Origin of the sequence: Paraflavitalea sp. CAU 1676 (genome assembly GCF_029223285.1) — a bacterium.
GTDB lineage: Bacteria > Bacteroidota > Bacteroidia > Chitinophagales > Chitinophagaceae > Paraflavitalea.
In genome coordinates this window covers 339,664-353,423 of record NZ_JARHUJ010000006.1, presented here as the reverse complement: position 1 = coordinate 353,423, position 13,760 = coordinate 339,664, and the positions used below count along the sequence as shown (strand labels likewise).

The following is a 13,760-nucleotide window of genomic DNA, read 5'->3' as shown; positions in this document are numbered from 1 at the left end:
CATTGCATTGAATCAATTAAATTCGCTGCTCAATGATGGCAACTATGAGCAGCATTAACACGATCGTATTTGATCTCGGCGGAGTATTGATAGACTGGAATCCGGAATACGTTTACAAGACCCTCTTCGATAAGGAAGAAGATATGCGTTGGTTCTTCCAAAACATCACCACCAGCGACTGGAACGAAGAACAGGATGCTGGCCGCTCACTCGCCGAAGGAACCGAGCTGCTCGTAAAACAACATCCGGAGCATGAAGCGAATATCCGGGCATACTATGGCCGTTGGGAAGAAATGCTGGGTGGCGCCATCCAGGGAACCGTAGATGTGCTCCACTACCTGAAGAACCATACCGGTTACCGGCTGTATGCATTGACCAATTGGAGTGCCGAAACCTTTCCCGTAGCACTCAGTCGCTACGAATTCCTGCACTGGTTTGAAGGCATCGTAGTCTCGGGCGATGAAAAAACACGCAAGCCCTACCTGCCCATCTATGAAACGTTGCTGAGCCGTTTTGAAATCGAGCCCTCAAAAGCAATCTATATCGACGATAACCTGCGCAACCTGCATCCCGCCAAAGACCTTGGCATGAACGTCATCCACTTCAGGTCGCCGGAACAGTTTAAAGCCGAACTTAAAATGTTAGGAGTAAAGCTGGGTTGAGGATAACTCACCCTGCAAGAATTACTGTTTCAGATACTGAGCCGGTATGGGTAGTTGAGGAGTTTCAGATTGCCAGAAAACAGACAGCACCCACCAGCGCTTGCCGTCAAACCACAATTGAATGCTGTTGATGCCCCGCATGAACGGCTTTTCATCCGCCAAGGTTTTTCTCGACTCATAGGTGCTGAAAACCTGGGCAACACCGCCAAACTGATCTGTTTTACGACCGATCTCTTGCTCAAAGAAACCATTCTTTTCCAGCACAGGCCCCGAAGAGTTGATATAATCCTCCACACTCATTATCCTTTTTCCAATGCTGCCATCTGCCCTCACACCCGTAGCTACCAGCCTTCCTTCGGGCAGAAATAAAGTACGCATCCGATCCCAGTTGCGCTTTTGACCCGCAGGCCCGGAGATCACATCATACAAAGCACCCAGGATGGCGTCGATCGATTGCACATCTTTATCATTGGCGGGGATACTATCGGCAGCAGCAACGGTATGGTTCGCAAAAGAAGAGGAGCCCGCAAAAGCCAACAGGCAAACAAAGGCGATCTTTTTCATAATCGGTTTCATATTACTACCAAACTACTCCATTCGCCGAATCCCACACCGCCCAATTCTACCAATGGTCAAAACCACCGCCTAACCCGGCATTTTTTTACCCGGAGCCTCTCACCTTAAAAACCTGCCCTGCTCCCGGGAATTAATAATCTGCTGAGTTTCAATCACCTCAACAACATCTTTTGCTTTTAAGAAACCCCTAACAATCTTTTGAGCCCGTTTCCGGTCATAGTAGGGAAGGAGAACCAAATTATGATACGCCTGATAACCGCTATATCCGTTGCCGCAGTGCTGTTTACAGCTTGCCGCAGTACGTTGAAATTCCACGCTTCCTTTACAGAAGACAAACCATTGTTTGCAGCCGTGAACGAATTGATCAAGCATCCCGATAATACCAAGGCTCAGCAGGACGTGAAAAGTCTGTATGCCCTTTCCGTTGAAAGGCACGAACAGGCCGCGGCAGTATATCGCACCGGAACCGACGAAAACCGTTGGGATAAGATACTGCGCGAGTACGATGCCTTGCAACAGATGTATACCAGCGCCCAATCGGCCCCGGTATTGTTGAACTTTGTTCAACCCCGCAGCTATCTGCAACAAATGCAGGACGTGCGCGAAGACGCTGCCGCCTATTATTATGAAAAAGGGAATAACCTGCTTGCCGGTAATACGCGCGAACAGAGTTTACAGGCCAATGAAGCCTTCGGCAAAACCAACAGGTATGTAAATGGATACAAGGATGCCAAAGAGTTGATGGCCCGCTCATACGAACAAAGCGTGGTGAATGTAGTCGTGAACCGCATTGAGAACGATAACCTCTTTTTCAATACCTGGGGCAATACCGGCTTCCGCTACCGTCCCGAAGATTACCAGGAATCACTGGTGCGTGAACTGGGCGGACGGAATGCCAATATCGTACCCGCCCGTTTTTATACCGACCGCGATGCCGACCGTGAAAACATCGAAGCCGATTGGGTGGTGGATGTAAGGTGGAGGAATATTGATGCCAACGGATCCCTACCCTATAAATTTAGTCGTAACGTATCGCGCAGCATCGAGATCGGTAAGGACTCAGCCGGTAAGCCGGTGTATAAAACCGTGAATGCCACCCTGCATGTAACTCGCCGCACCTTTACCGTCAATGGCGCCCTCGATTACCGGGTAAGCGATATCGTCAACAACAAGAATGTAGACCAGGGGCTGTTGACCCAAAACCTTAGCTGGGACGATAGTTATGCAACTTACACCGGCGATTCACGCGCCCTCGACGACAATGACTGGTTACTGGTGCGCAATCGGAACAGCAATTTCGGTCCGTCGAAAGAAGAAGTCCTCAATAACCTGATGCGCAGGATGTATCCCGATCTACGCCGGAGGATCGAGCAGGCCGCTAGTTAATCCTTCGGCCAGGGGGCCGCTGAAACCGGCATCTGACTTGCAGTTCCGGCCAAAGCCTGCCTTAAGCGGTGTTGAAACACGCACCACTTGCCAGGCATTTTCAAAATATTATGGACGCGGTTGGTTTGTTTTTCATCAAAGTTTGAATGGGTAGAAAAGAGAAAGGAGCTCCAGGTGGGCTCCTTTCATGTTGATTGTTGGGTTTGGAATATCAATAAAGTCTCGTTGATGATAATTTATTCACTAAGCGCAGTGGCCATAGCAGGGGCAGCGCCGCGGGTTTTCACCAGCAAAGAATGATGACCGGTTTTCACCACTTCTGCGCTCAGCATCGTTTGCACCGTAGCCGATCTTCGCTTGTTCACTTGGTATCCGGCAAAAATATCTGCCTGCTTTTCCTCAAACGAAGGATTGAATAAAGTGAGCTGCTTCCATTTGCCGGGCGACTCTTCCAGGTAAAAACTGATGTCGTCGAAGTAAAAATTGCCATTACCATTTACCGAAGCATAGAACCATAATTGCTGAGCATCGGCACGTACCGTGCCCACCACGGTATAGACCGTCCAATCCTGTTCTTCACGCGTCTCAATGGTAAACTCATTTCCAGTCAATGGCTCGCCGCTACTGCCCACACCAATGCCATGGATCCGCACTTTGGAAAGCGAATCGGAGGGGTTTGATTTTACCGCGATCTCATACCGGAAATTCTTGCCCTGCATGGAAGTTGCAGGTACTTCTTTAACGAAATGGAACTCCTCCGCATAATGAAACCAGGCGGCCGGAGTTTGTGCAGGAGAAACAAAAGCGCACACACATGCAAAAAAGATACAAACTATCTTTTTCATAAGGACGGGATTTAGGGTAGCCATATTAACGGCAGGCGCCAAATGAATGTTGTATGGAACAACAAGCCATTAGGGGTTATTGACATAACGCAAACCCCTTAAGTCAATCCGTAATGTATAGAACGCTCTAATTGAAGAGATGAAAAGCGAGCAAACTCATAACATAGGCCAGGCCCGTCATGTACACCAGCTGTAGAATGGGCCATTTCCAGCTCTGCGTTTCGCGTTTTACGATTGCCAGCGTACTCATACATTGCATGGCAAAAACATAAAATATCATCAGCGAAAGGCCCGTAGCCAAAGTATATACCTTACTGCCATCAGAACGGGTGGCAGCATGAAGCTTTTCAGTAAGCGTCGATTCATCGGCATCGGCTCCCCCTTCAACACTATATAAGGTAGCCATGGTGCCCACAAATACTTCCCGCGCCGCAAAAGAAGTGATCAGCGCAATCCCGATCTTCCAGTCGTAGCCCAGCGGCTTAATAGCCGGTTCGATGCTTTTGCCCAGAATACCGGCATAGGAGTTTTCGAGCAGTTCGGTGCCTTTCTCGCGCTCCAGCTCATCGGCCTTTTCCGGTTGTTGCTGCGCCAGTTGCTCATATTTAGTATGTACAGCAGCCATACGATCCTTGGGTCCGTAAGAGCTCAATGCCCATAAAATAAGGCTTATCACGATGATCACTTTACCCGCATCCACCACGAAGATTTTCGCCTTGCTCACCATGGTCACCACGACGTTCTTCCAGCGCGGCGCACGGTAGATCGGCAATTCCAGGATAAAATAGCTTTTCTCTTTGATCTTAATAAACCATTTGGCGATATAAGCCGTTACCAGCGCCATCACCAGTCCCAGCAGGTATAAGCCCATCATCACCAGGCCTTGTAAGCCGATAAAACCCAATAAGGTTTGTTTGGGAATCACCAGGCCGATCAGGATCGTATACACAGGTAGTCGGGCACTGCAACTCATTAAAGGAGTAACAAAAATGGTTAGTAGCCGCTCTTTTTTGTTTTCGATGTTCCGGGCGCTCATAATGGCTGGCACCGCACAGGCAAAACCACTGATCATCGGCATCACGCTTTTACCGTTAAGGCCCACCTTGCGCATGAGTTTGTCGGTAAGAAAGCTGATCCGGGCCATATATCCGGTGTCTTCCAAAATAGTGATCAGGCCAAAAAGGATCATGATCTGGGGTATGAACACAACGATACCCCCAATGCCGGCAATGAGGCCATTGATGAAGAGGTCGCTCCACCAGCCCTCCGGCAACACGCGGCTGAAGAAGCCGCTGATCTCGGCAAACGACCACTCGATAAAGGTCATCGGGTACTCGGCCAGCCAGAAAACGCTCTGGAACAGCAGGAACAGCACCGATATCAGGATCAGATATCCCCAGCGGCGGTGCAATAAAATATCATCCAGTTTCTCGGTAAACAACGTCTTTTGAAGCGCCGTGGGTTCCGAAACAGATTGTTTTAGGATGGCCCCTATGCGCTGATACCGCTGCAGGATTTCTTCAGCCTGCGTTTTGGTATGGTTGAATTTGTTCGAAACCTCGATCGATTCGATCTTTTCCTGCATCCCGCTGTCGAGCGCAAAAGATTCATGGTTGATGAGATAATGGATCGCTTCGTAATCACTCAGGTCGGCCACCACCTCTTTAACCTCCTTCACGGCAGCGGGGGCCAACGCCTCATTATTGATAAAATCGCGGACCGGTGCCTTGTACAGGTGTTGGGCCGTTTGCTCGAGCGCTTTTTTAAGCTGGGGAATACCTTTATTCTTGCGGGGGTTGATGGGAATGATGGGTACGCCCAGTTCACGCTCCAGTTCGGCCACATCGATCTTGATGTCTTTTTGTTTGGCCAGGTCCATCATGGTTAACCCGATCACCACAGGTATTTTGAGGTCGATGATCTGCGAGGCAAAAAGCAGGTTACGCTTCAGGTTGCTGGCATCGGCGATCAGCAACACCATTTCGGGTTGCACCTCCTTATCCTGGTTCATGAGTACCCGGTAAGCTACCCATTCATCCTCCCGGCGCGGATACAAACTATAAGTACCCGGCAGGTCGATAATGGTGGCAGTCATAGCGTCGGAAAGGGCTGTTTTGCCCGATTTCTTATCTACGGTCACCCCGGGAAAGTTGCCCACTTTCTGGTTCATCCCCGTCAGGGCATTGAACAGCGAACTTTTGCCGCTGTTGGGGTTGCCTACCAATGCAATTTGAATCGTATCCCTCATGATAAATAATAACCTGGCACTCCAAGCCGGAGCGCACAAGGCCGCGAAATTACCGAATTGCAGGTGAGGGTCTTTACGAATTGAGTAAAAAAGCCCCCTGGCTGCCTACAATTAACCAATTTTAAACGCTAAAGGTTTACCCGCTTCGAAGTCATTGATACTCTGCAAGGTAGTTTGGGCGATCTGAGTCAACGCCTCTTCGGTGAAAAAGCCCTGGTGGGCAGTCACCAGTACATTGGGGAAACTCATCAGCCGCATGATCACCTCGTCCTCAATGATCACTTCCGAGAGGTTGTGGAAGAACAGCTTTTCTTCCTGCTCATACACATCGATGCCCAAATAGCCCAGTTGGCCGCTTTTCAAGGCATCGATGGCAGCCCGGGTGTCCACCAGACCGCCGCGGCTGGTGTTGATCAGCATAACGCCTTTTTTCATCATGCCAAGGGTTTGGGCACCTATGATCTGCTTTGTCTGTTCATTCATGGGGCAGTGCAGGGAAATAATATCACAGTCGGGCAACAGCGTTACCAGGGGGCGGTATTCAACGCCTTTTGCTTCCAGGTCGCGGTTGGCGACCACATCAAAAGCCAGCACCCGGCAGCCAAAACCCAACATGATGTCGATAAAAACCTGCCCGATCTTGCCCGTGCCGATAACCCCCACTGTCTTGCCGTGGAGATCGAATCCGGTTAACCTCTCCAACGAAAAATTGCCTTCGCGCACCCGGTTGTAGGCTTTGTGTATTTTTCGGTTCAGCGTCAGGATCATAGCTACCGCATGTTCCGCCACGGCATAAGGCGAATAGGCGGGTACCCGCACTACCGGAAGCTGATGTTGGGAAGCGGCATGCAGGTCCACATTATTATAGCCGGCGCACCGGAGCGCGATCAGCTTTACCTCCTGGGCAGCCAGTTGAGCAATCACCGGGGCCGAGAGCACATCGTTCACAAAAGCGCAAACAGCGCCGAAACCTGTGGCCAGACTCACCGTTTGCTCATTCAGGGGAGCATCGAAAAACACCAATTCGTGTCCATTATTATAGCGGCTGAAAAAGGTCCGGTCGTACGATTGGGTGGAAAAGAAAGCTATTCTCATGATTTGATCCTCAGGTTGATGGATAAAGCTGATTCAGGTATAGCCAAAGTTATCTGATATAAGATTGTCCGCCCAATCCTTATCTTTGCCAACTGCCAAAAATTGGCACTATTGGTAATCGTATTAAGCAAAAAATCATGTTTAACAAACGGGTAAAGATCAAAGAGTTATTGGCCACCGAAGCAACGGGCCAGGAAGTGATAGTAATGGGTTGGGTACGCACTTTCCGTAACAACCAGTTTATAGCGCTTAATGACGGATCTACCAATAATAATATCCAGATCGTGGTTGAGTTGGGCTTGCTGGATGAAGCCACCCTCAAACGTATTACGACCAGTGCGTCTCTGAAAATTGTCGGTCAGTTGATCGCTTCGCAGGGTAAGGGCCAAAAGGTTGAGGTAAAGGCAACTGCCGTTGAAGTGTTAGGAGACAGTGATGCTGAAAAATATCCCCTACAGCCTAAAAAACATAGCCTCGAATTTCTCCGCGAGATCGCCCACCTGCGTTTCCGCACCAATACCTTTGGCGCCGTATTTCGTTTACGCCACTCCCTCGCCTATGCCGTTCACAAATTCTACCACGAGAAAGGATTTGTGTACATGCATACACCCATCATCACCGCCAGCGACGCAGAAGGTGCCGGCGAAATGTTTCGCGTAACCACCCTCGACCTCGCTAAACAACTGCCCACGAACGACGACGGCAGCATCAACTATAAAGAAGATTTCTTTGGCCGGTCTACCAACCTCACCGTGAGCGGACAGCTTGAAGGTGAATTGGCAGCTACAGCCTTCAGCGAGATCTATACATTCGGCCCCACCTTCCGCGCCGAAAACTCCAATACCGCCCGCCACCTGGCCGAGTTTTGGATGATAGAACCCGAAATGGCCTTCTACGACCTGGAAGACAACATGAACCTGGCCGAGGAATTCATCAAGTACCTCATTCGCTTTGCGATGGAGAACAACCGCGAAGACCTCGAATTCCTGGCCCAACGCCTGGTAGAAGAAGAAAAGCAGTTGCCTCAGGACAAGCGCAGCGAATTGGGTCTCATCGAGAAACTGGAGTTTGTACTCAACAATAACTTCGAGCGCATCACCTATACCGAAGCCATCGACATCCTCCTCAATTCACCAGCCTACAAAAAGAAGAAATTCCAGTACGAAGTGAAATGGGGGGTGGATATGCAGAGCGAGCACGAGCGCTACCTGGTCGAAAAACATTTCAAGAAACCAGTCATCGTAACCAACTACCCCAAAGACATCAAATCGTTCTACATGCGCCAGAACGATGATGGCAAAACCGTTGCCGCCATGGATATCCTGGCGCCCGGCATCGGGGAGATCGTGGGCGGTTCACAACGCGAGGAGCGTCTTGACTTGCTCACCAAAAGAATGGAAGAACTGAACATACCGGTAGAAGAAATGTGGTGGTTCCTCGATACGCGTCGCTATGGTACCGTACCGCATGCCGGGTTCGGACTTGGTTTCGAACGCATGGTGCTGTTTGTTACCGGCATGACGAATATCCGTGATGTGATCGCCTTCCCGCGTACACCCAAGAGTGCCGAGTTTTAAACCAAAGCGCCACAAAAGGGGCCTTGGTTATTCATAATATTATAAGTAGAGTCGCTTCGGCGGCTCTTTTTTATGCCCGTAACCGATCAAAAGAGTCAATTCTCAAAATCAGTCGTAAAAAGTGTATGGAATTATCCGGTGCAGCGCATCCTATAGGCAAAACCAATACATATGGCTGAAATAAACACCGCTACCACCAGCAACAAGCCCGGCGTACGCCGAAGCAAAAAACTGTCTACCCGTGTCGATCTCACGCCAATGGTCGACCTCGGCTTTCTGCTCATTACGTTTTTCATATTTACTACTACCATGAGCGATCCCCGCGCCACGAAGCTCGTTATGCCCGATGATACGAAACCGGTAGACGTTGACATCAAAGTTCCAATTAGTGCAGCCTTAACGGTATTACCATTAGAAGGCAACAAGATCTTTTATTATCACGGTACATTGGAAGAAGCCATGGCCGCTGGTAATTATGGAGTAACCTCCTATGCTGTAAAAGACGGCATCGGTCAGATAATTCGTGATAAACAAGTCGCCATGGACAAGGCAAAGCCCGGCTCGCGCAAAGACCTCACGCTGATGATCAAACCACACAGCGAATCTAATTATCAGAATGTAGTTGATGTTCTCGATGAAGTGCAGATCAATGGACTAAAGCATTATGCACTCATGGAAATTACCCCAGAAGAAAAGGACATTATAAAGCAAAAAGCCGGAGGCTTATAACTTCTCAAAAACTGCAACGAGGTATTTGTTGGCGAATCCATCTTTCACGATCGATCGCAGGCGTAGCAGGAGTTTGTTGGGATGATCGGCATAATAGCGCAGTACGTTTCTTCGCAGATCCTTACTGCGCTTTTCTTTTCTGTTCAATAAAGGCAATGGATTGAAACGCTGTACCTGCACAAAAGACGCCACCTCGCGGAAGCCGGCATCGAAAAACAACTGCCGGAAACTTTTGCCGGTAAAGTCCTGTAAGTGATATGGGTTCGCGTCCATCGAAGGGGTTATGGGCGCCGAAGCAATGAACCGTCCACCTTTCGCCAGCTGCCCGGCCATATGACGCACAAATTGTTCCGGCTCGGCCAAATGTTCAATCGTTTCCAGCGACACGATATTGTTCAGTAAAGCGCCTGCTTCAAACGAATAAGCGTCGGCCTGTACAAACCTGATGGACGGATGGCTATACGCTTCCTGCGCATATCGTATACTCGCATCATCGATATCACCAGCAATGATCGAACAATCACCCTTGCCATATTCAGTGGCCAGCAGGTAGCTGCCATACCCTACGCCACAGGCAACATCTGCCACCAATCCAGGCAAAAGGTGCTTTCCTGCGAAGTGATACCGTTCCAGGTGAAGATGCAAAGTTTCACGGCCGGTAACTTCATCTGCCAGCAGACTTTCCGGCTTAATGCGTTCCATGCTCATGGTGCTTCCTGTTTTGTTACAGGTGTTGCAGCCTTATTCAGAGCATCTTCCCGCACGATCTGCGTCAGCAATTGTTCAAGCCTCCTGATGCGCGCATACAACTTAAGTATTACAAACCAAAAGAGGAGGATGCTTACATAAAATACCAGGTCGGCACCACGACCCACACCAAGGCGGGTCGCAATTTTATTGGTAATATCAGGCCAAATGACAAACATGCCTGCGCAACCAACCATGAGGGCCAGTAATAGAATATCCAACGTACGCTTCTTCAACCTGGTGAAGAAAAACAGGCCAATAAAGGCAACGCCGGTTAACAGTAGAAGTTGAATGCCACTCATCGGAAAAGTTTGTGTAAAACTAAGTCAAATAGGATTTTAATACCATCAACACCCGATTGGCCTTTTTGCCGTGAGTAATCAGTGTAGTTAACAGTCACCGGTACTTCCCGGTACGATAAACGGTGCCTTTTGATCTCGAACAGAATTTCAGAGGCATGCGCCATCCGGTTCTCGGTAATAGAAATTTTTTCAAGTGCCTCCCTGCTGACGGCCCGCAATCCATTGTGTGCATCGCTCAATAAGCCGCCACCCAGCGCGAAATTCACAAGCCGTCCAATACGCAACACCATTTTTCTTACGACAGGTACCTCGCTTACCCCATCTTCCAGGAACCTGGATCCTAAAACCACTTCCACTTCGCCATCCATGAGGGGCTTCACGATTGTTCTCACATCTTCTGCAACATGCTGCCCATCTCCGTCAAAGGTCACTACTATATCTGCACCACATTTAAAAGCATATTGAAACCCGGTTTCTAGCGCAGCACCTTGCCCAAGGTTCACCCGGTGTCGGAGGCAGTAAACCGGCAGCCCGACAAGAAAGGTATTAACTGGAATTATTGAACCATCATCCACAATGACAATTCGGTATTCGTACATGGAAAGAAGCTCTTGTACAACATGCCGGATCACCGAAAGGTCATTGAAAACGGGTATAACAACGAAAACTTGCTTATTGCTTTGTTCCGGAAGGCTCGACATAATATGTATACAAATAATAGTCTTTAGTTTGTGAAAGCAGCTTTACCCCCGGCTCGTGTATAAACTTCTCGAACATTTGTAATTCGCTCCGGCTGAGCACGGCTAGTAATACAGCTGGCTTGCTGCTCAAAGGCATTTGGTGGGATAAAGTACGGATATCAAGAATAGTGGAGACACCGTAAAGATCCGCGAGGAAACGAATCCGCGAGAAATAGGACGCTACAACAATCTTTCTGTCTGGATCCCTGGCCTGGCTCTCCTTAACAAATTGGGTTAGTAAGGCTTGTTCCGGCTTCTCAATTTCTGTATCCCGAAATACGAACAGATCCCGGTTGCAGTGCTTTATGGTAAAATATGCCCCGTGTAATGCCTCGAACGTCATAAGTCCCAAAAACAAGACCTTCAGCCAGCGAAGCCACAAATTTCCATGCTTTACCGGCCGAACAAATAAATACCACCACAAACAAACCTGTACATAGAATATCGGAAACGCATAATAGCGTGCGTTCATTACATAGGTCCATCGAAACAGGGGAGGACCGATGTTGATGTCGAGCCTCAAAGATAAAAGTACCAATAGTCCAACAATGCTCAGGTAAGTAATAAAACCAAAAAAGAAAAACCCCTCCTGCGCATGGCGTATCCTAAATCGGGTTTTGATAAAATGCCTGCCTGCAACCAATGTAAAAAGCAGGCCCAATGGGATCGCCGTCCATCTTACAAGCTCTGCGCAGGTTGTGTACGAAGCCAGATTGGCCTTGGAAGCCTGCACAGCCAGAAAATGGACATTGACGAATGCCGTGAATACATAGGGATCCATATATAGCAGGTTCGATGGGAAAAACCCGTTGCGAACCGGAACGAGATAATATGCCTTGCCGGCTTGGAAATGCTGGTAGACCAGAAAACCTCCGAAGCAGAAGATAAGAAAACAAACCGCTATGCAACCGGTTGTAGACCAGCTAGGCTGCTTTTGAAACCAACCGATAAAAGTAAGTGCCCCAGCCAAAAATAAACAAGCGGGAAAGTTTTGATACCGCATAGATGAAGCTGCAAGCAGGAAGAATGATAACCAGGCAATTGTGTTGATCGAAACCTTGCATTCTTTTACTACCTTAAGTACATAATACATAGCGGCAACCATCAACGACAACGAAAGGAAGTCGGTTACTGGATCCCGCTGCAGGTATTTAAAAAGAAAAAATGACTGGAATAAAAGGAAAAGATTCACTGTCCAGATCGGGAAATCGATCATCAATAGCACCTTTCTGCAATACCAAAAGAACAATAGCGCAGCAACGCAATCAGTAACGAAACTTGCCTGTACATAATTGAAACCTGAAGGAGAAAGAAATAGGCTCAGGAGCAAATTGTAACCCGGCGGCCATCCGTTGTTCCAAATATAGCTCGAACTGGAGATATCCGTGGGCGATGAAGCGAGAAGTCGGAGACCATGCCCTTGCAGGAAGTTACGGGTTATCGCGATTTGGCCCATTTTGTCGGCACCAATCGTTAAGAAGACCTTAAGCAGAATGATTTTGCCCAAAATGGCAATAATGAAACAAATCACCGACGCTACGCGCGACGATAAATAAACTTTGGTGCGGTTCCACATATGCGATAAAATCCCAATGATAAGGTCAGTCAATCTACAGCCGGTCTTAGACGCCAAAATAGATCATTGCACGAAAAAGACCTAATTTTATAGGAGAGAACTACTATTGATCACACTAAACTTGTCGTATGGCAATACCCGTCGTAAATCTCGCCGACTTTACTTCCGGCGATCCGCAATTGAAACAGGCGTTTGTACAGCAATTGGGCAAGGCCTATGAAGATGTTGGCTTTGTAGCTGTGAAGAATCACGGAATACCGGATGCACTGATAGCCGATCTTTATAAATACGTACAGCAGTTCTTTGCCCTTCCGCTCGATGCTAAAAAACAGTATGAAGTACCTGGCCTGGCGGGCCAAAGGGGGTATACATCCTTCGGAAAAGAACACGCCAAAGGCAGCGACGCACCCGATCTGAAGGAGTTCTTCCAGTACGGTCAGATAGTCGAAGACAACGATCCCATCAAAAGCGAATATCCCGATAACGTACAGGTAAAAGATGTGGCAGCCTTCAATGTCACCTTCGAAAAGGCCTACCGGGCCTTTGAAAAGTCAGGCACCGCCTTGTTGCAGGCCATAGCATTATACCTGGGACTCGAAGAACATTACTTCGACCAGTTCGTCCACAATGGCAATTCGATCCTGCGGGCCATACATTATCCGCCCATTACGCAGGAGCCGAAGTCGGCCATCCGCGCCGAGCAGCATGAAGATATCAACCTCATCACCCTGCTGGTAGGTGCCTCTGCCGATGGATTGCAGATCCTGACCAAGCAGAACGATTGGGTAGGGGTGACCTCCTTGCCCGAACAGATCGTAGTGAATGTAGGCGATATGCTGCAGCGGCTCACCAACAACAAATTGAAGAGTACAACCCACCGTGTCGTCAATCCGGCGAGGGAAATGTGGCATACCTCACGTTTTTCAATACCCTTCTTTTTGCATCCCAAAAGCGAAATGAGCCTCGCTAGCTTGCAAAGTTGCATCGATGCTGGCCATCCGAAAGCTTATCCTGATGCCACAGCAGGCGAATACCTCGACGAACGGTTACGCGAGATCGGCCTCAAAAAGTAAAAGAAACCTGGAGCGATATGGCAAAAAGCCGGCATCACACAGCCGGCTTTTGACATTATTGAGCATCATTGATCACATAATGATGTAGTTTTATGTATATGGCTTGCATAACCTAAGGTTTAACACTATCTTGCATGAGCTACGAGCGATTTAACGCTCGCTTAACGCATCGCCGATTAGCTTTGTGTTGTCAATCCGGAACCT

Annotated in this window: 13 protein-coding genes; 5 read left to right on the top strand and 8 right to left on the bottom strand. The window is 48.6% G+C overall.

Annotated features, from left to right (window positions below):
• The first annotated feature begins 44 nt into the window (after nucleotides 1-44).
• Entirely contained in the window at nucleotides 45-662 is a 618-nt protein-coding gene (locus P2H89_RS21180; RefSeq protein ID WP_275830615.1) for an HAD family phosphatase, read from the top strand.
• 21 nt (nucleotides 663-683) lie between these two features.
• Here the strand turns inward: P2H89_RS21180 and P2H89_RS21175 are convergent, their stop codons facing one another.
• Complete coding sequence (locus tag P2H89_RS21175; RefSeq protein ID WP_275830613.1) at nucleotides 684-1,226, bottom strand: hypothetical protein; 543 nt, start codon at nucleotides 1,224-1,226, stop codon at nucleotides 684-686.
• Nucleotides 1,227-1,478: 252 nt separating this feature from the next.
• On the opposite strand from P2H89_RS21175, the gene P2H89_RS21170 reads away from it, so the two are divergent.
• Complete coding sequence (locus tag P2H89_RS21170; protein ID WP_275830611.1) at nucleotides 1,479-2,624, top strand: hypothetical protein; 1,146 nt, start codon at nucleotides 1,479-1,481, stop codon at nucleotides 2,622-2,624.
• Between the two features lie 236 nt (nucleotides 2,625-2,860).
• Here P2H89_RS21170 and P2H89_RS21165 read toward each other — a convergent pair whose 3' ends face one another.
• The 3 genes from P2H89_RS21165 to P2H89_RS21155 form a co-directional block, all read right to left on the bottom strand.
• Nucleotides 2,861-3,469, bottom strand: coding sequence for a hypothetical protein (locus tag P2H89_RS21165; protein WP_275830609.1), 609 nt, complete (start codon nucleotides 3,467-3,469; stop codon nucleotides 2,861-2,863).
• 127 nt (nucleotides 3,470-3,596) lie between these two features.
• Nucleotides 3,597-5,717, bottom strand: a complete 2,121-nt coding sequence (feoB, locus tag P2H89_RS21160; protein WP_275830607.1) for a ferrous iron transport protein B — start codon at nucleotides 5,715-5,717, stop codon at nucleotides 3,597-3,599.
• Between the two features lie 111 nt (nucleotides 5,718-5,828).
• The gene (locus tag P2H89_RS21155) at nucleotides 5,829-6,812 is read right to left on the bottom strand and encodes a 2-hydroxyacid dehydrogenase (RefSeq protein ID WP_275830604.1); all 984 of its coding nucleotides are present in this window, start codon (nucleotides 6,810-6,812) and stop codon (nucleotides 5,829-5,831) included.
• Nucleotides 6,813-6,949: 137 nt separating this feature from the next.
• Here P2H89_RS21155 and asnS point away from each other — a divergent pair, with 137 nt between their 5' ends.
• Both asnS and P2H89_RS21145 read left to right on the top strand, forming a co-directional pair.
• The gene (gene asnS, locus P2H89_RS21150; protein ID WP_275830602.1) at nucleotides 6,950-8,389 is read left to right on the top strand and encodes an asparagine--tRNA ligase; all 1,440 of its coding nucleotides are present in this window, start codon (nucleotides 6,950-6,952) and stop codon (nucleotides 8,387-8,389) included.
• 171 nt (nucleotides 8,390-8,560) lie between these two features.
• Nucleotides 8,561-9,118: a biopolymer transporter ExbD gene (locus P2H89_RS21145; protein WP_275830600.1), complete on the top strand. Its 558-nt coding sequence runs from the start codon at nucleotides 8,561-8,563 to the stop codon at nucleotides 9,116-9,118.
• On the opposite strand, the gene P2H89_RS21140 is transcribed toward P2H89_RS21145, so the two are convergent.
• Genes P2H89_RS21140 through P2H89_RS21125 form a run of 4 tightly spaced genes read right to left on the bottom strand, consistent with a single transcriptional unit; the run spans nucleotide 9,113 to nucleotide 12,483 of the window.
• Nucleotides 9,113-9,820, bottom strand: coding sequence for a class I SAM-dependent methyltransferase (locus P2H89_RS21140; protein ID WP_275830598.1), 708 nt, complete (start codon nucleotides 9,818-9,820; stop codon nucleotides 9,113-9,115). The genes P2H89_RS21145 and P2H89_RS21140 overlap by 6 nt on opposite strands.
• Nucleotides 9,821-9,822: 2 nt before the next feature.
• Nucleotides 9,823-10,167 carry a DUF2304 domain-containing protein gene (locus P2H89_RS21135; protein WP_275830596.1) on the bottom strand — a complete coding sequence of 115 codons (345 nt, stop codon included), beginning with the start codon at nucleotides 10,165-10,167 and terminating at the stop codon, nucleotides 9,823-9,825.
• Complete coding sequence (locus P2H89_RS21130; protein WP_275830594.1) at nucleotides 10,164-10,868, bottom strand: glycosyltransferase family 2 protein; 705 nt, start codon at nucleotides 10,866-10,868, stop codon at nucleotides 10,164-10,166. The genes P2H89_RS21135 and P2H89_RS21130 overlap by 4 nt, the downstream gene beginning before the upstream one ends.
• A complete protein-coding gene (locus P2H89_RS21125) occupies nucleotides 10,840-12,483 on the bottom strand; it encodes a hypothetical protein (RefSeq protein ID WP_275830592.1) in 1,644 nt (547 codons plus the stop codon). The genes P2H89_RS21130 and P2H89_RS21125 overlap by 29 nt, the downstream gene beginning before the upstream one ends.
• Before the next feature lie 128 nt (nucleotides 12,484-12,611).
• Between P2H89_RS21125 and P2H89_RS21120 the strand changes: the two genes are divergently transcribed.
• Nucleotides 12,612-13,556 carry a 2-oxoglutarate and iron-dependent oxygenase domain-containing protein gene (locus tag P2H89_RS21120; protein ID WP_275830590.1) on the top strand — a complete coding sequence of 315 codons (945 nt, stop codon included), beginning with the start codon at nucleotides 12,612-12,614 and terminating at the stop codon, nucleotides 13,554-13,556.
• Nucleotides 13,557-13,760: the final 204 nt, after the last annotated feature.